This is a genomic window from Curtobacterium sp. LFS079, from assembly GCF_047977865.1.
Classification (GTDB): domain Bacteria; phylum Actinomycetota; class Actinomycetes; order Actinomycetales; family Micrococcaceae; genus Arthrobacter.
This window is the reverse complement of the sequence record NZ_JBFPFO010000009.1, coordinates 29,738-48,143: the sequence shown is the minus strand read 5'-3', so window position 1 is coordinate 48,143 and position 18,406 is coordinate 29,738. Positions and strand designations below refer to the sequence as shown.

The following is an 18,406-nucleotide window of genomic DNA, read 5'->3' as shown; positions in this document are numbered from 1 at the left end:
CTTTCTGTTCTCAGTAAAGTCTGTTGGTTTCGCTGCGGTGCGGGGCCGATTCCCGGACGAAGAGCTGCCAGGGGAAGTTCAGGACCGCGGGGGGCGCCGCGGGGGTGCTGCCGCCGTCGACGGCCCTCTTCAGCAGCAGCCGCGCCACCCGCTCGAAGAAGTCCACCGGGCCTACGGTGCTCAGCGAGGGCGACATCCGCTCGCCTTCGCTGGCGTTGCCGACGCCGATGATGTCCACGTCCTGGCCGACGGTCAGCCCGAGCCGCTGCGCGGCGTTGATCGCGCTGACGGCCGCGTAATCCGTGGTGGCATACAGGGCGGTGGGCCGGTCTTCGCGGCCAAGCAGGCGCATGGTGGCCGCATAGGCGCCCGCGGTGGTGCCGTCAAAGACGCCCACATGGTCCTTGTTCACGCCGATGCCCGCCCGGGCGAGCGTGGAGGTATAGGCCTCGTAGCGCTGCCCGGTCGGGGGCTGCCCCTCGCGGGCGGGCACCAGGCAACCCACCTTGCGGTGGCCCGCCAACAGGTGCTCCACCGCGAGGGTGCAGCCGGGTCCGGCAACGGAACGGATGACGTCGAAACCGGCGGCCTCGAGTTCCTCGTCAAACACCACCAAGGTGGTGCCACGGGCCGCAAGCCCGGCCAGGGCCCGGTGTTGTTCCGGGGTGACGGCATCCACGAACACGGCATCGGCGTCGTGGCTCTGGAGCACCTTCATCCAGTCCGCGTCGCCGAGGATCAGCGGCGTGATCCCCAGCGGCGCCGCCACTCTCTGCACGGCCTCGATCACGGACAGCGACCAAGGGTCCGAGAGCATGGTCAAGGACAGGATGACGGTGTTGGTCCGCCCGGTCCGGATGGCCCGGGCCGCCTGGTTGGGCCGGTAGCCGAGCCGCTCCGCCGCGGCGCGCACACGCTCCACGGTGGTATCCGAGACCCCCGGCCCGCCTTCGCCGCGCCGGCCGGACATCACGTAGGACACCGTCGCCGTGGAGACCCCTGCCTCGGCCGCGACCATGCGGATGGTCGGGCGGATTCCGCTGCCTGTTGTCCTGGCCATGCTTTCCCCCTGCTCGTTTGCTGCAGCCCCAGTCTGCTGTGTTCAGGCTAAGGCGAACCTTCGCTTACGCGCGGAAGACCGGGACATCGGACGGCAATGCCGCCTGGTATTCGTCGCGGATCTTCTCGCCGCCCTCGGACTTCCAGCGCTTGACGGCGGCCTCCAGCTCTGCCATCTTGGCGCGCCCTGTGATGATGTCGACCACCTTGTCGCGCAGCTGCTTGGTGATCTTGGCGCCCACCTTGGAGTTCGTGTCCGAGTACGTGCCGTTGGTGGGATTGCGCCAGGCGAGGTCCAGGAGCTTCTTCTGCTGCCCGTTGACGTACCTGGTGTCATCGTCGAAGCCGGGGTTGAAGACCACGTTCTCCGGGCTGGACATGATGTTCAGCGCCGAGACAAGACCCGGCAGGTTGCTGGTGCCGGATTCGGTGAGCTGCGGGTTGCCCTTGGCGTCAAGGGCGTAGTCCTTGCCGGCCTCGCCGAAGTTCTTCTGCATGTATTCCACGGTGCCGAACGGAGCGGAGAGGTAGTTGATGAGCGACAGCAGTTCGCGGATCTTGCCTTCGTCGGCTTTCTTGAACGGGGTGAAGCCGACGGTGCCGTAGCCCATGTCGTAGGTGGGCTTCACCTTGCCGTCCGCGCTGAAGGGCACGAGGATGTCGAACGCCTGGTCCTTGTTGAAGGCACGGTAGGCCTTGATGTCGTGCGGACCCACCAGCACCTGCCCGGCAACGCTGCCGTTGGCCACGCGGTTGCGGATGTCCGGAACGTTCACGTCAGGGTAGAAGACTCCGGCCGCGAACAGCTTGGCCGTGAACTCGACGCCGGCGGCGTACTCGGGGGTCTCGAACAGGTGGGTCAGGGTGCGGTCCTTGTTGACAGCCCAGGCGTTGGGGGCGCCGAACCATTCGGTGACCATGTGCAGGATGTTCACATAGGCCGGTTCCAGGGCGTACTTGCGCTCCGCGGGCCGGGTGAGCTCCTTTGCCTTCGCCAGGAATTCGTCCGCCGAGGACGCGGTCAGGCCGCCGACCTTTTCCCAAACGTCGCGGCGGCCGGACATGATCTGTCCGAACGGCGTGCTCGGGATGGGCGCGCCCCAGATCTTGCCGTTGACGACGGCGGTCTTCCAGGAGTCCGGCTTGAGCGCGGCGAGGTTGGGGTACTCGAGCACGGCGTCGCCGGAGAGGTACTTGGTGAGATCCTGGAACTTCGCCTCCAGCATGGGGCCGACATTGGGTATGCCCTGGTTCGGCGGGACCCACATCATGTCCGGCAGGTCGTCGCTGGCCAGGACGGTGGCGAACTTGGCGGGGTAGCCGTCGCCGATGTCCTCGGCGATCTGCAGCTGCAGTTCGCCGCCGAGCTTGGCGTTGAGCCGCTGCCAGAAGGGGTTGTCCTTCATGCCCGGGCTCATGGTTTCGAAGGTCTCGGTGAGGCCCGTGACCTTGCCCTTGAGCGGGGCTTCCTTGACCGAGGTGACGCCTTGGGGCAGCTTGAAGAACGCTGCCTGCAGGCCCTTGGAGTTGCCCGCGAGGTCGGCGGTGACCCCGGTGAACTCCTTGTAGGTGGGGAGCTTGACTCCGGCGGAAGCGGCCGCTCCGCCGCTGCCGCCGGAGGTGCCGCCGCCACCGCAGGCGGCAAGGCCCGCCGTCGTGACCGCCAGGCCGGCCAGGCCGAGGAAGCCCCGGCGGCTGAAGCCCGTGTTCAGGGTTGGTGCACTCATGTGTTCATGCCTTTCAACTGGGTATGGACAGCTCGGAAAAACTCAGCCCTTCACCGCGCCCGTGAGGACGCCCTTGGTGAAGTGCTTCTGGAGGAACGGGTAAACCATCAGGATCGGGACCAGGGCCACCACCACCACGGCCATCTGGATGGACTGGCTCGGCGGCACCGAGGAGATCCCCAGGCCGTCGGCGGCGCCGGAGCCCTGGACGACGAAGTTGCGCAGCAGCAGCTGGATAGGCCATTTGCTGTGGTCGTTGATGTAGAGGAGGGCGTTGAAGAAGGAGTTCCAGAAGCCCACCGCGTAGAACAGCCCGACGACGGCGATCACCGCCTTGGACAGCGGCATCACAATCCGCCACAGGATGGTCCAGTCGCTGGCGCCGTCGATCCGGGCGCTCTCGATGAGTTCCTGCGGGATGTTCATGAAGAAGGAGCGCATCACCACGAAGTTGAAGGCCCCGAAGATGCCGGGCAGGATCAGCGACCACAGGCTGTCCAGCAGGCCGAGCTGCTTGATCATGAGGAAGGACGGGATCAGGCCCGGAGCGAACAGCAGGGTGAAGAGCACCGCGAGGACCACGGGGCGGCCGAACAACACCGGCCGGCTGGTGGCGTAAGCCATGGTGATCGTTACGAACAGGGCCAGGACCGTGCCGATGATCGTCACGAAGGCGCTGACGCCCAGGGAATTCAGCACCATGGGGCCGTTGAAGATGGTCTGGTAGGCCTCCAGGGTGGGCCGCTCGGGCCAGAGCACGAAGCCGCCGGCCTTGGCGAGCTGTTCCTTGTCCGCCAGCGAGGTGGAAACCACCAGCAGGATCGGCACGATGATCGAGGCGCCGAAGAGCACCAGGACCAGGGCCTTGACGGTCTGGTAAAGGGGCGAAGGCCGCTCCTTCCAGACAGGACGCTTGGGGTTGTAGCTCAGTTCCTTCGGCTTGCGGCCGAGCGGGATTCTTCCCGCGGATTGTGTGACTGCCATGATGCTCAGCCGACTTTCTTTGCGAAGATGCCGTCCTCGCCGAAGCGGTGGGCAAGTTTGTTGGCGGCGTAGATCAGCAGGGCGCTCACCACGCCCTTGGCCAGGCCGGCGGCGGCGCCGGAGCTCCAGCCGCCGCCCACGACGCCGGTGTAGTAGGTGAAGGTGTCCAGCACCTCGGCGGCCCCCGCGCCCACGGCGTCGCGCTGCAGGATGAACTGCTCGAAGCCGACCGACAGGATGTCGCCGATCCGCAGGATCAGCAGCAGCACGATCACCGAACGGAGTCCGGGGAGCGTGATGTGCCACATGCGGCGCCAGCGCCCGGCGCCGTCGGCGGCTGCCGCCTCGTACAGGGACGCATCGATGCTGGCCAGGGCGGCGAGGAAGATGATCATCGCCCAGCCGGCGTCCTTCCAGATCATCTGGGCCACCACCAGCACCGGGAAGGTTTCCGGGTTGGTCATGAAGGGAATAGGGTCCATGCCGAACTGGCGCAGGGAGTTGTTGATGAATCCGGCGCCGCCGAGCATCTGTTGGAAGAGCGCGATCACCAGCACCCAGGACAGGAAGTGCGGCAGGTAGGCGATGCTCTGGAAGATCTTCCGGACCCGGGTGCTGATCAGCGAGTCCACGATCAGCGCCAGGACCAGCGGCACCGGGAACAGGAAGACCAGCTGCCAGGCAGCCAGGTACAGAGTGTTCCAGAAGGCCTGCAGGAAGTCCGGGTTGTCGAACAGGTCAACGAAGTTCTGCCAGCCCACCCACAAGCTGTCCCCGATGCCCAGGAACGGCTGGTAGTCCTGGAAGGCGATGACGTTGCCGAGGATGGGGATGTAGAAGAACAGCAGCAGGAAGACGATGCCCGGCACCATCATCAGCAGCATCTGCCTGTCGCGGCGCAGCCTGGCCCGGAAACCCTGCTTGCCGGCCGGCATCCGGCGTTTCTCCGACTTGACGGGCTTTCCCTTTCCGCGGCCCGGGCGGCCTTCGGCATGGGCCGGGACGTCGCGGGCAGCCGGCAGGGCCGGGGCGGCTTCCGTCGTCTGGTTCATGCGCTCTCCTCGTTTGGCTGGGTTTGGCGTTTGGCTGACTCTTGGCTGTGACTCAGGCCACGCTCGTTAACCGTTTAACAAACCATAAGTGACGCGCGGGACGTTTGCAAGATGATGATTGAAACAAGCTCAAAGTAACAGTGATTCGTCACCTGCGCCGGTTAAACAAAAACTGGCTCGCAGTTGTAGACGTTTTGACGGGTCAAAACGGCCTTAAACTGCGAGCCAGTTGGGTGGTGCGGGGAAGGTCAGCCCTCGACGCCGAGCTTCTCCAGGATCAGCTCGCGCACGCGGCCGGCGTCGGCCTGGCCGCGGGTGGCCTTCATGACGCCGCCGACGATCGCGCCGATGGCCTGGACCTTGCCGCCGCGGATCTTCTCCGCGACGTCCGGCTGGGCGGCCAGGGCGGCGTCGATGGCTTCCAGCAGGGGGCCGTCGTCGGACACGACCGCAAGGCCGCGCTTCTCGACGATCTCGGAAGGGCTGCCCTCGCCGGCGAGCACGCCGTCGAGCACCTGGGAGGCCATCTTGTTGTTGATCTTGCCTTCTTCGACCAGGGCGTTGAGCTCAACGATGGTCTGCGGGGTCACGCCGAGTTCGGCGGGATCGACGTCAGCCGTCTTGGCACGGCCCACGATCTCGCCCATCCACCACTTGCGGGCCACGGAGGCGCTGGCGCCGGCCGCGATGGTCTCCTCGATGGAGTCCATGACGCCGGCGTTCACCACGTCGCGGAACTCCAGGTCCGAGTAGCCCCAGGCTTCCTTGAGCCGCTTGCGGCGCTCGGCGGGCGGCTCGGGCAGGGTGGCACGCAGTTCCTCCACCCACTCACGCGAGGCAACGACGGGAACCAGGTCCGGCTCCGGGAAGTAGCGGTAGTCGTCGGCGTCGGACTTGGCGCGGCCCGACGTCGTCGTGCGCGTGTCCTCATGCCAGTGGCGGGTCTCCTGGATTACCGGCTGGCCGGAGTCAAGGACGGCGGCGTGGCGCTGGATCTCGAAGCGGACGGCGTGCTCGACGGCGCGCAGCGAGTTCACGTTCTTCGTTTCGGAGCGGATGCCGAAGCGTTCCTGGCCGTGCGGGCGCAGGGAGACGTTGGCGTCGCAGCGGACGTTGCCGCGCTCCATCTTCGCGTCGGACACGCCGAGGTTCTTGACGATCTCGCGGACCGCGGCAACGTAAGCCTTGGCCAGTTCCGGCGCGCGGCTGCCCGCACCCTCGATCGGCTTGGTGACGATCTCCACCAGCGGCACGCCGGCTCGGTTGTAGTCCACCAGGGAGTAGTCGGCGCCCTGGATGCGGCCCGCGGCGCCGCCCATGTGGGTGAGCTTGCCGGCGTCCTCTTCCATGTGCGCCCGCTCGATCTCGACGCGGAACACAGTGCCGTCCTCGAGTTCGATGTCCAGGTAGCCGTCGTATGCGATGGGCTCGTCGTACTGGGAGGTCTGGAAGTTCTTCGGAGTGTCCGGGTAGAAGTAGTTCTTCCGGGCGAAGCGGCAGGTTTCGGCGATCTTGCAGTTCAGCGCGAGGCCGATCTTGATGGAGGACTCGACGGCGGCCTTGTTCACCACCGGGAGGACGCCCGGCAGGCCGAGGTCGACTTCGTTGACGTTGGTGTTCGGGTCGTCACCGAAGACGTTCGGGGCAGAGGAGAACATCTTCGTCTTGGTATTGAGCTCCACGTGGACCTCGAAGCCAAGGACGGGATCGTACTTCTCCATGGCTTCTTCGAAGCTGAGGATCGTGTCGGCAGACATTAGTTGGAACCTCCCACGGTGTTTGCGGCGCCGATCGCGGGTGCCTGCAGTTCAGGGGCACGGTCAAGCAGCGGGCCGCCCCACTTCTCTTCGAGCAGCGATTCGAGGACGGCACCCACCCGGTAGAGGCGGGCGTCCTCGCGGGCCGGGGCGAGCAGCTGGATACCCACGGGCAGGCCGTCTTCGTCGGCCAGGCCGCCGGGCAAGGTCAGGCCCGGGACGCCGGCCATGTTCGCCGGAATCGTGGCCACGTCGTTGAGGTACATGGCCAGCGGGTCGTTGAGCTTCTCCCCCAGCTTGAACGCCGTGGTGGGCGCCGTCGGGGAGATCAGCACGTCGGCCTGGGCGAACGCGGCGTCGAAGTCGCGCTGGATCAGGGTGCGCACCTTCTGGGCCGAACCATAGTAGGCGTCGTAGTAGCCGGCGCTCAGGGCGTAGGTGCCCAGGATGATGCGGCGTTTGACCTCGTCGCCGAAACCGGCGGCGCGGGTGGCACCCATGACGCGTTCAATGGTCAGGGGCCCATCCTTGGGCAGCACGCGCAGGCCGAAGCGGACGCCGTCGAACTTGGCCAGGTTGCTGGACGCCTCGGACGGCATGATCAGGTAGTAGGCGCCGAGCGCGTACTTGAAGTTCGGGCAGGAAACCTCGACGATTTCCGCGCCGGCGTCCTTGAGCAGCTCCAGGGATTCGTTGAAGCGGTTCTCGACGCCGGCCTGGTAGCCCTCGCCGTGCAGTTCCTTGATGATGCCGATCTTCATGCCCGTGACGTTGCCAGTGCGTGCGGCCGCCACCAGGTTGTCGAAGGGATCGGTCAGGGAGGTGGAGTCCTGCGGGTCGTGGCCGCCGATGACTTCCTGCAGCAGCGCCGAGTCCAGCACCGTCCGGGAGACCGGGCCGATCTGGTCCAGGGAGGAGGCCATGGCGATGGCGCCATAGCGGGACACCGCACCGTAAGTGGGCTTCACGCCGACCGTGCCGGTGACGGCGCCGGGCTGGCGGATGGAACCGCCAGTGTCCGTGCCGAGCGCCAGCGGCGCCTCGAAGGCGGCGACGGCGGCAGCGGAGCCACCGCCCGAGCCGCCCGGGATGCGGTCCAGGTCCCAGGGGTTGCGGGTGGGACCGTAGGCCGAGTGCTCCGTGGAGGAACCCATGGCGAATTCGTCCAGGTTGGTCTTGCCCAGGATCGGCATCTTCGCGGCGCGCAGCTTCTTGATGACGGTGGCGTCGTACGGGCTGTGCCAGCCCTCGAGGATCTTCGAACCGGCCGTGGTGGGCTGGCCGATGGTGACGATCAGGTCCTTGACGGCGATCGGCACACCGGCCAGTTCGTGCAGTTCCTCGGCGGCAGCCCCGCCTTCGGCGCGGATCGCGTCCACTTCAGCGGCGACGGCGAGCGCCTCCTCTGCGTTGACGTGCAGGAAGGCGTTGACCTGGCCGTCGACGGCGGCGATGCGGTCCAGGTATGCCTGCGTCACCTCGACGGAGGTCACTTCGCCCACGGCAAGCTTTGCGGCAAGGGCTGCGGCGGACAGGCGGATGAGTTCGGTGTCAGTCATCGTCTTAGTCCTCGTCCAGGATGGCCGGGACCTTGAAGCGGTCCTCGGCGGCGTCCGGCGCGCCGGACAGCGCCTGCTCGGCGGTGAAAGTGTGGCCAACGACGTCTTCGCGGAAGACGTTGCTCAGCGGGATCGGGTGGGACGTGGCCGGGACGTCGTCCCCGGCGGCTTCGCTGACGGACTTCACCGAGTCCACGATGACGGCGAGTTCGCCCGCCATCCGGTCCAGCTCTTCGGCACTCATTTCAATGTGAGCGAGCCGCGCAAGATGCGCCACATCGTCACGGTTGATCGCAGCCATGGATCTCCCCTGCAAGTTCAAATGGTTTTCCGGACCAGTCTACTTTGGTTGGGCTGGCTCAAGAGCCGTATGCGCGTCCGGCGCCGCGTCACCTTCCGGCTGTCGGCCGTGGCTGGCTTCCGGCGGCGAACCGGACGATCCTTCAGAGGCCGGTTGGACGTGGGCGCGCTTTAGCGTGCTCCACGTTCCAGGTCGGCTAGTTCTGATTCAAGTTGCTGGGTCAGGTTGCGCAGGCGGCGGATGTGCTCATGGGAGACACGCCCTGGCTGGCTGGTGACTTGTGCGTCAACGTCGAAGACGGTGTTAGGGCTGTGCCAGACGTTGAACCATTCGAGACCATGGCCGAGGGCGTCCCGGGTGACACCTTGGAGCAGAAGCAGCGGTTCCCGGGTGTTGATGTTCAGTTTCCGTGCCAGGTCAGGATCTGAAGATGCGGCCTGTATCTGGCGGGGTCCGCCGACGGGGTGGTAACCATGGTCGCGCATGAGGCTGAGGAGTGAGGCGTTTTCGAGCAGTTCCGCGGTGAAGTGCGGGAAGAAGTCGCGCGGGACCCAGGTGCGCATGAAGGCAACGGGAAGATCGTCGAGATAGCGGACCCGCTCGATTTTCCACGTGTTGGTGGTGTTGAGGGCCTCGATGCCCGCCTGGGGCGGTTCGGAAGGTTCCACGCTGAGGACATGGGTGCGCATGCGTTGCCCGTGCGCAGCCGCCTGCTCATCCAGGCCGCCGGCGCGCTGAACGTGACGTCGAAGGACAGGCGTTGCGGCCACTACGCTGCCGCGGCCGCGCTGGCGTCGGATCAGACCCAGGTCGGCAAGGCCTGACAGGGCCTGGCGCACGACGCTCCGGGAGACCCCGAACTGCCTTTGCAGTTCCTCTTCGGTGGGCAGGGAGGAGCCCGGGGACAGGGCCAGGTCCACGATCTGCCGGTGCAGGATGTCCCGGATTTGCGCGTGGAGCGGGCCTCCGGCCTCCCGGTTCAGGCCGCCGTTGCGTCCCGCCGGTCCCGACGCTGGTTCTGCTGGTTCCAAACTCACGCTAACTCCTCTGCCGCTGTGCAAATCTTAGCCCTCCCGCCGCATCCCTAGCGGTCTGCAGCGTTTTCAATCGGCCTTGACGTGACCTACGCCACCCATTATTGTACGTATCAAAGGTACGTACAACTTCGGAACTTGGGATCACGGAAGATGCCAGGGACATGGAGCGCAAGTCACCTGCTTGAGCCCGCATTGGTGCGTGAGCGAAATGAAAGTACCTGCAGGTGACAGTCAGATACGTGAGTTTCAAACCCCCTTGAATTGGAGAATTCCATGCGCGACCCGCGCTCGGTGCGTTGCACCTATTACCTTGAATCTGAGATTGAGCCCGAGAAGGCCGCTGCCATCATGGCGGGTGAGCAGTCCAGCGGCACGTTCCTGCCGGTGCCCGGCGAATCCGCCCGCATCCGGGAACGGCACGCCGCCCGGATATCGGATGTTCAGGAGCTTGGCTTTTGCCGGCCTTCCCTGCCGTCACGGGCGAACCCGGAAAAAGTCCGTGCTGCCCTGGTGACTGTTGATTTCCCGATGGAGAACGTCGGACCCGACCTGGCCACCCTGCAGACTGCCATCGCAGGGAATCTTTTCGAGCTGGGTGATTTGTATGCCTGCCGGTTGCAGGACATTGTTCTGCCGGAGGACTTCGTGGCCGCCCACCCTGGGCCGGCCTTCGGCATCGGGGGGACGCGCAAACTCATCAGTGACGTTCAGGGCGTGATGGTCGGCACCATCGTCAAGCCCAATGTCGGGCTCTCGGAAGAGGAGTTCCGTCTGGTCGTCAGGGATCTGGCGATGGCGTCCATTGACCTGATCAAGGACGACGAGCTGATGACCGATCCGGCGTATCTGCCGCTGGAACGGCGGGTCGCGGTTGCTACCGAGGAAATCCGTGCCGCGGAGCAGGTCACTGGACACTCGACGATGTATGCCTTCAACATCACCGGCGACCTTGGCGGGCTGCGCAAACGTCACGACCTGGTTGTTGAAGCCGGTGGCCGCTGCGTGATGTTGAACATCCCGGTGATGGGAATGCCGGCCCTGGCGTTGCTCCGCAGCTTCGCCGAGGTCCCGATCCACGGCCACCGTGCGGGCCTCGCCGCCTCCATGCGGTCCAAGGCCCTGGGAATGGATTACCGGGTCTGGCAGCAAATGGCCCGCCTTGCCGGCGCCGACCACCTGCACGCCAGCGGACTCGGCAGCAAGTTCTACGAACTCGACGAAGAAGTCGCCGCGAACATCCGCAGCCTGCTCGAACCTCTCGGCCAGAGCATCACACCGCTGCCCGTCTTGTCCTCCGGGCAGAACGTCACCACCCCCGGGCCCACGTTCGACGCGGTTGGTTCCACTGACCTGATGATGCTGGCCGGCGGCGGGGTCGCAGCCCACCCGGACGGTCCCGGCGCCGGAGTGCGCAGCCTGCGCCAGTCGTGGGAAGCAGCCGTGGGCGGGGTGCCGCTGCAGACTGCAGCCACCAAGCAGGCGGAAACTGGAGATGACGCCCTGTTGCATGCGGTCCAGGCTTTCGGGAAAGGTGCCTGACATGCCAGCTTTCGGTTTCGTCGCGGACGACCTCACCGGAGCCGCCGACGTCCTGGCCCAGTCCCACCGCTGCGGCTTGGAAGGTGCACTGGTCATCGGGGACGCGCCGCTGCCCACGGACACCGACGTCGTCGGGTTCGCAGGTCCGGCACGGTCCCTGTCCGGGGCAGCGTTCGACAATCTGGTCACCCGTGACCTGGCCGGCATAGCGGCCCTGAACCTGGACGTGCTGCTGTACAAGGTCTGCTCCACGTTCGACAGCTCCGCCACTGTGGGAAGCATTGGCCGCGGGATCCAGCTGCTCCATGAGCAGTTCCCCATGCACGGCCCCATTCCCGTGGTGCCGGCCCAGCCGGGCTTCGGCCGCTACACCGCCTTCAGTAACCACTACGCGACCCATGCCGGAAAAATCTACCGCCTGGACCGCCATCCGGTGATGTCACGGCACCCCTCCACCCCTATGCCCGAGGCCGACCTGCGCCAAGTCCTGGCCGAACAGCTCGGCGGCGGCCAGGTGCCCGGGGCCATCCATCTGCCCGCCTATGACGACGGCACCTTCAAGGATGCCTGGGCGGACCGGCGCCGGGAACGCGGGGCGCAGGCCTTTGTGGTCGACGCTGTGGACGAACACCAGATGGATGCCATCGCCGAAGCCCTCACGCGTGAAGAACACGGCCACGGTCCATCCATCGTCGTCGGATCCGGCGGCATCATGGCAGCCCTGGCACGCTCAATCTCGGACCAGGCTCCCCGCACTCCCGGGCCACAGCGCCCGGCCGGGCCGGTGCTGGCGGTGAGCGCGTCGGCGTCCAGCACCACGGCGGAGCAGCTCAACGACGCTATCTCCAATGGCTGGGAGGACGTTCCCGTGCCTGCCGAGCTGCTGCAGCGCGATGACAGAACGCTCGTCGCAGCCCTCGACGAACGGGTTTCCGCTGCCCTGAGGGCAGGCAGGAACGTCGTCGTGCACACCACCCGTGGAGCCGCGGACCCCCGCTACGGTGCCGGTCAACCGGTGGATGCCGGCTACGTCGGCACACTGATCGGCGGCATCGCCGCCCGGATGGCCGACGCCGGTCTCACCCACGACATCGCCGTCTGCGGCGGTGACACCTCCAGCCATGCACTCATCGCCATGGGCGTACGCCAGCTGCGCGTTTCCGACCAATTCGTCACTGCCGGCCCCATCCTGCGGGCCGACGACGACTCTACCGTCGCCGCATGCCGGCTGCTCCTCAAGGGCGGACAGGTCGGCCCCACCGACATCCTGCGCCGCTTCGCCGGCCAACTCCCCAGCTGATCCCCAACAGATATTCCCTCCACGCATCACCAGAACCAACGAAAGGCGGCCCCCATGCGGGCAGTAGTCAAGAACGCAGCCGAACGAGGCGTCACCTACGTCACCGACGCCGGCGACCCCAAAGCCACAGAAGGCTCAGTCGTCATCGAAGTAGGAGCCGCGTCCCTGTGCGGCACCGACCGTGAACTCTACGAATGGACCCCCTCGGCCCAGGCGTTCAACCTCAACCTCCCCGTCATCCTCGGCCACGAAGGCGCAGGAACCATCGTCGAAGTCGGCCCCGGCGTCACCGGCCTCAAGGTCGGCGACCAGGTCGCCCTCGAAAGCCACCTCACCTGCGGCCAGTGCTTCCCCTGCCGCACCGGCGACGCACACACCTGCGAACGCACCGGCATCCTCGGAATGCACATCGACGGCGTCTTCGCCGAGTACGCCTCCGTCCCGCAGGACATCTGCGTCAAGCTCCCCACCGGACTGTCCCTGGAATCCGGCGCCCTGCTCGAAGCCGCCGGCGTCGCCGTCCACGCCATCCAGCGCGCCAACTACTCCGTCGCAGGCCGCGCCGTGCTCGTCAGCGGCGCAGGCCCCGTCGGCCTCGTCGTCGTGAACCTGGCACTGCTCATGGGCGCCAGCCATGTCATCGCCGTCGACCCCAACCCCTACCGGAGGGCCCAAGCCGAGAAACTCGGTGCGACAGCCCTGCACCCCAACGACGGCATCGTCGACCGCTGCCGCGAACTGACCGGCCGCCGCGGCGGCTTCGACGTCGCCTTCGAATGCTCAGGAGCCCCCGGCACGCTGACAACACTCTTCGAAGCCGTCCGCCGCGAAGCCACCGTCATCACCGTCGGACACCCCAGCCGCCCCGCAGAAGTCGACATCGCTGCCTACATCAACAAAAAGGGCATCACCCTGCGCGGCATCTTCGGACGCCGGCTCTGGGAAACCTGGGAACAAAGCCTGCTGCTCCTCGATTCCGGAAAGCTGGAACTGGACTGGCTCATCACCCACCGCAAGAAGCTCAGCGACATCGACGAAGCCGTCGAACTGCTCACCGGAGACGCCTGCAAAGTCCTGCTCATCCCGAGCCTGGGCTAAACACACCCCCACCCGCGCACCCGCCCAGGAACGCGCGGACCAAGCACACCCCAGCCATTCACAGGAGAAATCAATGTCGATTCCCATCAAGAAAGCCCTGGAAAAAGTCCCCGGCGGAATGATGCTGGTGCCCCTTGGCATCGGCGCCGTCATCCACACCCTCGCACCTGACGCCGGAAAATTCTTCGGATCTTTCACCGGCGCATTCTTCACCGGCCTGGCACCCCTGCTGGCCGTGTTCTTCGTTTGCCTTGGCGCAACACTCGAAGTCAAATCCACGCCCTACATCCTTAAAAAGGGCGGCGTGCTGCTCGGCTCCAAAATCCTCTTCGCCATCCTCATCGGCGTCATCGCCGGACACTTTCTCGGTGAAGCACCCATCGACTCAGGAATCCTCGCAGGCCTCTCAACCCTCGCGCTCGTCGCCGCACTCAACGACACCAATGGCGGGCTCTACATCTCCCTCATGGGCCAGTTCGGCCGCAAGCGGGACGCCGGCGCCTACTCCATCCTGTCCCTGGAATCAGGCCCCTTCCTGACCATGGTTACCCTCGGCATCGCAGGACTGTCCGCCTTCCCCTGGCAGGCACTCGTCGGCGCCATCCTCCCGCTGGCCCTGGGCATGCTCCTTGGAAACCTGGACAAGAACATACGGATTCTCCTGGCCCCACTGGTACCTGCCATGGTGCCGTTCCTCGGCCTGTCCCTCGGCCTGACCATCAACCTCAACGCAGTCGTAGAAGCAGGGCTCCTCGGCATCGCCCTTGGCCTGTTCGTGGTCCTCGTCGGCGGCGCAGTGCTGCTGCTCGCCGACAAACTCACCGGCGGTGATGGCGTTGCAGGCCTCGCCGCAGCAACCACAGCCGGCAACGCTGCGCTTGTCCCCGCCATCATCGCCACAGCCAACCCCGTCTACGCCCCAGCCGCAGACCACGCCACCGTCCTCGTGGCAGCATCGGTCGTCGTCTCCGCAGTCCTCTGCCCGATCGTGACCTCAGCATGGGCGCGCCGGGTACAGAAAAAGGAGGCCACCGCGAACACACACGACAGCTCCGCGGAACGGGCCGCGGTAGCCCCCAAACACGCAGTCGAACCCCAAAATTAGGTATCTGCTTGGCTGAAGTCGCCCCGCAGTAGGCCGGGCTGATTGACGAACTCAGCTGCCCCTGATCAGACCGCAACTCAGGGATATGGCGCAGACATCTCGGTATATGAGACATTCTGTCTTGAATTATGGACTTTCGGCATATCGTGGGGCATGGACGCGACTCAGGAACTCCCGGACTCTATTCCTCCTTTCGTCGACGGAGTCTGGCTTCAAAGGCACCGCGATGGCGTGGTTGTCGCCGACGCACGCTGGTACCTCGACGGTTCCTCCGGGCGGGGCGCCTACGACAGCGGGCACATCCCAAACGCCGTGTTCGTGGACCTCGACGCGTGGCTCTCAGGCGGCGCCGGTCCGAGCGGGCTCAATCCACTGCCCGATCCGGCGGTGTTCGCCCGGGGGATGTCTTCTCTCGGCGTAGGCGACGACTCGACGGTCGTCGCCTACGACGACGCCGGGGGCGTCATTGCGGCACGGCTCGTGTGGATGCTGCGGGCGCTCGGGAAGCGGGCGGCATTGCTCGATGGCGGCATCGCGGCATGGCCGGGTCTGCTCGACAGAGACCCCGTGCATCCTGCGCCAGCGAGCTTCACAGCGGCTCCATGGCCCGAGGAGTCCGTGGTGCAAGCCGACGACCTCGAGGGATGGGCGGGCATCGTGGTCGATGCCCGCCATGCCGACCGCTTCGACGGCAGCATTCAGCTCGCCACGGATCCCCAAGCCGGGCATATCCCCCGAGCGGTGAATGTGCCATGCCGAGAGAATCTCGACTCCGTTGGCCGGCTGCGGCCCAACGCCGAGGTGCGCGAGGCGTTCGCGCGTGCCGGGGTCCGGGACGGCTCTGCTGTCGTTTCCTATTGCGGATCGGGCATCACCGCGTGCCACAACCTGCTGGCCCTCGAACATGTCGGGCTCGGTCGTGGCCGCCTCTACCCCGGTAGCTGGTCCGAATATGCCGCGGACCCGCGACGCATTGCAGAGAGGTAGAGCAACCCAATGCGGTCCTGCAAAAAGCCGCGTCACATGGTCCCGACGTAGTCACTGGTCGCTGTCGCCGGGGATGACGAGGTCCTTCAGTGGCGCGGGGTCGGTGTTCGTGGCCTGTTGGCGCCAGCAGTCGCGGCCGCCGCACTTGGGGCAGACGAACCCTCCGGCCCATTGAGCGGCTCAACGCCGGCATTGCCGCCGCCCGTCCCCGGCCTTGGGCCGCCCAAACAAAGCAGGACGGCACGTGCACCATGTGCACGTGCCGTCTTGCTTTGTGTTTGGGGGCTCAGGAGACCTTGCCCTGTGCTGCCAGGAGCATCCGGGCCCGGTATTCCGGGGTGTCCGCCGGTTCGCTCGTGCCGAAGATGGCACGAATCCAGTGGCCGTCCGTGTTGTTCGGGAACAGGATGAAGTCCCGGCCGAAGCGGTCGGCGTCCTCGGCGGCAAGGGTTCGCCGTTCTTCGACTGACTTGACGTAGTAGCGGCGGCGGAAGTCGTTGAGGTTGTCGCCGAGGTAGGCGATGACCTCGTATTTTTCCGCGATGGCCTGCTGGGCAGGTTCCTTGTTGGAGGACTCTCGTTGGAAAACAGCGTGCTCGTCGTCAGCATAGGCCAGGCCGGCGTGCCGCAGATTCGCGACGCCGATCTGCTGGGTGTCCGGGCCCTGGTCACGCTGGGAGACATAGAAGACCTCCACGCCGCGGCTTTCGGCGTAGCGGGTGAACTCGACGGCGCCGGGCGTCGCCGTCGGGCCGTTCTCCCGCACCCAGGCATCCCACAGCTCGTCGTCGAAGGCCTGCCTGCCGGCGGCGATCAGCAATTCCCAGTAGGGGTTGGAGGAGAGCACGGTGTCGTCGACGTCGGAAATGAACGCCAGGGGCTTGGCACCCCGGCGCCTCTGCCCGACGCCCCGGAGTGCGTTGTCCAGCCTGTCGCGGGCGATGTTGAAAGCCTGCCGGTACAGCATCTCCCGCTCGGCGGCGGTGACCCGCCAGGCCACGGCGGCGGACAGGATGTTCTGCACTTCCGGCGGCGCATCGGCCCTGGCCGGAGCCGCGGCGAGAAGGCCCAGCCCTCCTGCCACTCCACCCGCACCCAGCCCCTTCAGCATGGTCCGGCGTTCGATATCCATTGAGCCTCCTTGATCACGGTGACGTCTTTGTCACGTCCGGCTAGTAAACCAATGTTTATTGCTGGTAACCACATTCGGCCGGAATGTGTCAGCGGAATCGGGCTGCAACGCGAAACAGGCACCCTCCGCGGAGGATGCCTGTTTCGCATTGCAGCTTGGCCGGGGGTTCAGCCGATGCCGATTGCTCCGGTCAGCAGGCCTACGCCGAGCATGACCAGCGCCACGACTGCGGCCCGCCACAGGACCTTCTTGTGGTGGTCGCCCAGTTCCACCTTGGAGAGGGAGACCAGCAGCAGGATGGCCGGGACCAGCGGGCTCTGCATGTGGAAGGGCTGGCCGGTGATCGAGGCGCGGGCCATTTCGGCTGCGCCGACGCCGTAGTGGGCCGCGGTTTCGCTCAGGACCGGCAGGACGCCGAAGTAGAAGGCGTCGTTGCTCATGAAGAACGTCATCGGGATGCTCAGCAGGCCGGTGATGACGCCCATGAACGGGCCGAGCTCGCCGGGGATGATCTGGACGAGCCAGGCGGACATTTCCTTCACCATGCCGGTACCGTTTAGCACGCCGGTGAGGACGGCGGCGGCCATGACCATGCTGACGACGGCGACGATCGACGGTGCGTGGGCGATCAGCTGGGCGCCCTGGTCCTTGACCTTCGGGAAGTTCACCAGCAGGGCGATCGCTGAGCCGACCATGAAGACGTAGGGCAGCGGAACCAGGTCCAGGACCAGCATGACCATGACGGCGGCGGTGAGGCCGAGGTTGAACCAGAACAGCTTGGGGCGCAGGGTGGCGCGCTTCGGATCCAGAGCGGTGTCGGTCAGGGCAGAGTCATGCTCGTCCACGAGCAGTTCGGTTTCGCTGCGCTCAAGGACGGCCACGCCGCCGCCGTTGCCGGAAACACCGGTGCCGGAAGGACGGGTGCCGGAAGGACGGGTGCCGGACGTGCCGCGGGAGGTTCCGGCAACGCTGCCGCCCTTGCCGCCGTCGAACGCTTCATCGAGATCGGCGAACTCGCCCCAGATTTCGGGAGCGGAGGCGCGGAGGCGGTTGCGCTCCTGGAGGCCCATCAGCCAGGCGAAGACGAAGACCACCAGCAGGCCGGCGATGAGGGCCGGGACCATGGGCACGAAGACGTCGTTGACGTCGATCTTCAGGGCGGTGGCGGCGCGGGCGGTGGGGCCGCCCCACGGCAGGATGTTCATGGTGCCGTTGGCCAGGCCGGCCACGCAGGTCAGCACCACGGGGCTCATCCTCAGGCGCAGGTAGACCGGCAGCATCGCGGCGGTGGTGAGGATGAAGGTGGTGGAACCGTCACCGTCCAGGGAGACCGCGGCGGCGAGGATCGCCGTCCCGAGGACCACCTTGGCGGGGTCGTTGCCCAGCTTGCGGATGATGAACTTCACCAGCGGATCGAAGAGGCCGACGTCGATCATCAGCCCGAAGTACACGATCGCGAACATAAGCAGCGCGGCCGTGGAGGTCATCGACTTCATGGAGGTCATCACCATGTCGCCGATGCCGAGCCCGGCTCCCGCGAACAGGCCGAAAACGGTGGGGACGATGATCAGCGCCAGCACCGGCGTCAACTTCTTCGTCATGATCAGCGCCATGAAAACCGCGATCATGGCGAATCCAAGCAGTACCAGCACGGCCGGCTCCTAACTATGAATGGCATCACATCGGTGTGGTGCGCATTACGAATGTAGGGCGAGCTGCATCACATCCCGGGGTTTGCCGGATTTGATTGGCATACTGCTCATTGCCAG

General features: G+C 66.0%; 14 protein-coding genes and 2 pseudogenes. 5 read left to right on the top strand and 11 right to left on the bottom strand.

Annotated features, from left to right (window positions below; all coding sequences use genetic code 11):
- Positions 1-10 precede the first annotated feature (10 nt).
- From ACNQPB_RS14715 to ACNQPB_RS14675, 9 genes and pseudogenes are all read right to left on the bottom strand, one after another.
- Positions 11-1,060, bottom strand: coding sequence for a LacI family DNA-binding transcriptional regulator (locus ACNQPB_RS14715; protein WP_498752903.1), 1,050 nt, complete (start codon positions 1,058-1,060; stop codon positions 11-13).
- Between the two features lie 64 nt (positions 1,061-1,124).
- Complete coding sequence (locus tag ACNQPB_RS14710; RefSeq protein ID WP_498752901.1) at positions 1,125-2,786, bottom strand: type 2 periplasmic-binding domain-containing protein; 1,662 nt, start codon at positions 2,784-2,786, stop codon at positions 1,125-1,127.
- A gap of 42 nt (positions 2,787-2,828) precedes the next feature.
- Complete coding sequence (locus ACNQPB_RS14705) at positions 2,829-3,770, bottom strand: carbohydrate ABC transporter permease (RefSeq protein ID WP_498752899.1); 942 nt, start codon at positions 3,768-3,770, stop codon at positions 2,829-2,831.
- 5 nt (positions 3,771-3,775) lie between these two features.
- A complete protein-coding gene (locus ACNQPB_RS14700) occupies positions 3,776-4,705 on the bottom strand; it encodes an ABC transporter permease (protein WP_498753085.1) in 930 nt (309 codons plus the stop codon).
- A 365-nt stretch (positions 4,706-5,070) separates the two neighbouring features.
- Positions 5,071-6,579, bottom strand: coding sequence for an Asp-tRNA(Asn)/Glu-tRNA(Gln) amidotransferase subunit GatB (gene gatB / locus ACNQPB_RS14695; protein WP_498752898.1), 1,509 nt, complete (start codon positions 6,577-6,579; stop codon positions 5,071-5,073).
- Positions 6,579-8,138, bottom strand: a complete 1,560-nt coding sequence (gene gatA, locus ACNQPB_RS14690) for an Asp-tRNA(Asn)/Glu-tRNA(Gln) amidotransferase subunit GatA (RefSeq protein WP_498752896.1) — start codon at positions 8,136-8,138, stop codon at positions 6,579-6,581. The genes gatB and gatA overlap by 1 nt, the downstream gene beginning before the upstream one ends.
- A 4-nt stretch (positions 8,139-8,142) precedes the next feature.
- Entirely contained in the window at positions 8,143-8,439 is a 297-nt protein-coding gene (gene gatC / locus ACNQPB_RS14685; protein ID WP_070350810.1) for an Asp-tRNA(Asn)/Glu-tRNA(Gln) amidotransferase subunit GatC, read from the bottom strand.
- A gap of 170 nt (positions 8,440-8,609) precedes the next feature.
- Positions 8,610-9,080 (bottom strand): annotated as a pseudogene (locus ACNQPB_RS14680) (UTRA domain-containing protein); the annotation flags it as partial.
- A gap of 186 nt (positions 9,081-9,266) precedes the next feature.
- Positions 9,267-9,359, bottom strand: a pseudogene (locus tag ACNQPB_RS14675) (GntR family transcriptional regulator); the annotation flags it as partial.
- Between the two features lie 390 nt (positions 9,360-9,749).
- Here ACNQPB_RS14675 and ACNQPB_RS14670 point away from each other — a divergent pair.
- The 5 genes from ACNQPB_RS14670 (at position 9,750) to ACNQPB_RS14650 (ending at position 15,505) form a co-directional block, all read left to right on the top strand.
- Complete coding sequence (locus ACNQPB_RS14670; protein ID WP_498752894.1) at positions 9,750-11,015, top strand: RuBisCO large subunit C-terminal-like domain-containing protein; 1,266 nt, start codon at positions 9,750-9,752, stop codon at positions 11,013-11,015.
- 1 nt (position 11,016) lies between these two features.
- Positions 11,017-12,315, top strand: a complete 1,299-nt coding sequence (locus ACNQPB_RS14665; protein WP_498752892.1) for a four-carbon acid sugar kinase family protein — start codon at positions 11,017-11,019, stop codon at positions 12,313-12,315.
- Between the two features lie 54 nt (positions 12,316-12,369).
- Entirely contained in the window at positions 12,370-13,413 is a 1,044-nt protein-coding gene (locus ACNQPB_RS14660; RefSeq protein WP_498752890.1) for a zinc-dependent alcohol dehydrogenase, read from the top strand.
- A gap of 73 nt (positions 13,414-13,486) precedes the next feature.
- On the top strand, positions 13,487-14,518 hold the full coding sequence (locus ACNQPB_RS14655; protein ID WP_498752888.1) for a 2-keto-3-deoxygluconate permease: 1,032 nt from the start codon (positions 13,487-13,489) through the stop codon (positions 14,516-14,518).
- A 231-nt stretch (positions 14,519-14,749) separates the two neighbouring features.
- Positions 14,750-15,505, top strand: a complete 756-nt coding sequence (locus ACNQPB_RS14650; protein WP_498752886.1) for a sulfurtransferase — start codon at positions 14,750-14,752, stop codon at positions 15,503-15,505.
- Positions 15,506-15,791: 286 nt separating this feature from the next.
- Here the strand turns inward: ACNQPB_RS14650 and ACNQPB_RS14645 are convergent, their stop codons facing one another.
- The gene (locus ACNQPB_RS14645; RefSeq protein WP_498752884.1) at positions 15,792-16,637 is read right to left on the bottom strand and encodes a 5'-nucleotidase, lipoprotein e(P4) family; all 846 of its coding nucleotides are present in this window, start codon (positions 16,635-16,637) and stop codon (positions 15,792-15,794) included.
- Positions 16,638-16,804: 167 nt separating this feature from the next.
- Positions 16,805-18,289 (bottom strand): CitMHS family transporter, encoded by a 1,485-nt coding sequence (locus tag ACNQPB_RS14640; protein WP_498752882.1) that lies wholly within the window; start codon positions 18,287-18,289, stop codon positions 16,805-16,807.
- Between the last annotated feature and the right edge of the window lie 117 nt (positions 18,290-18,406).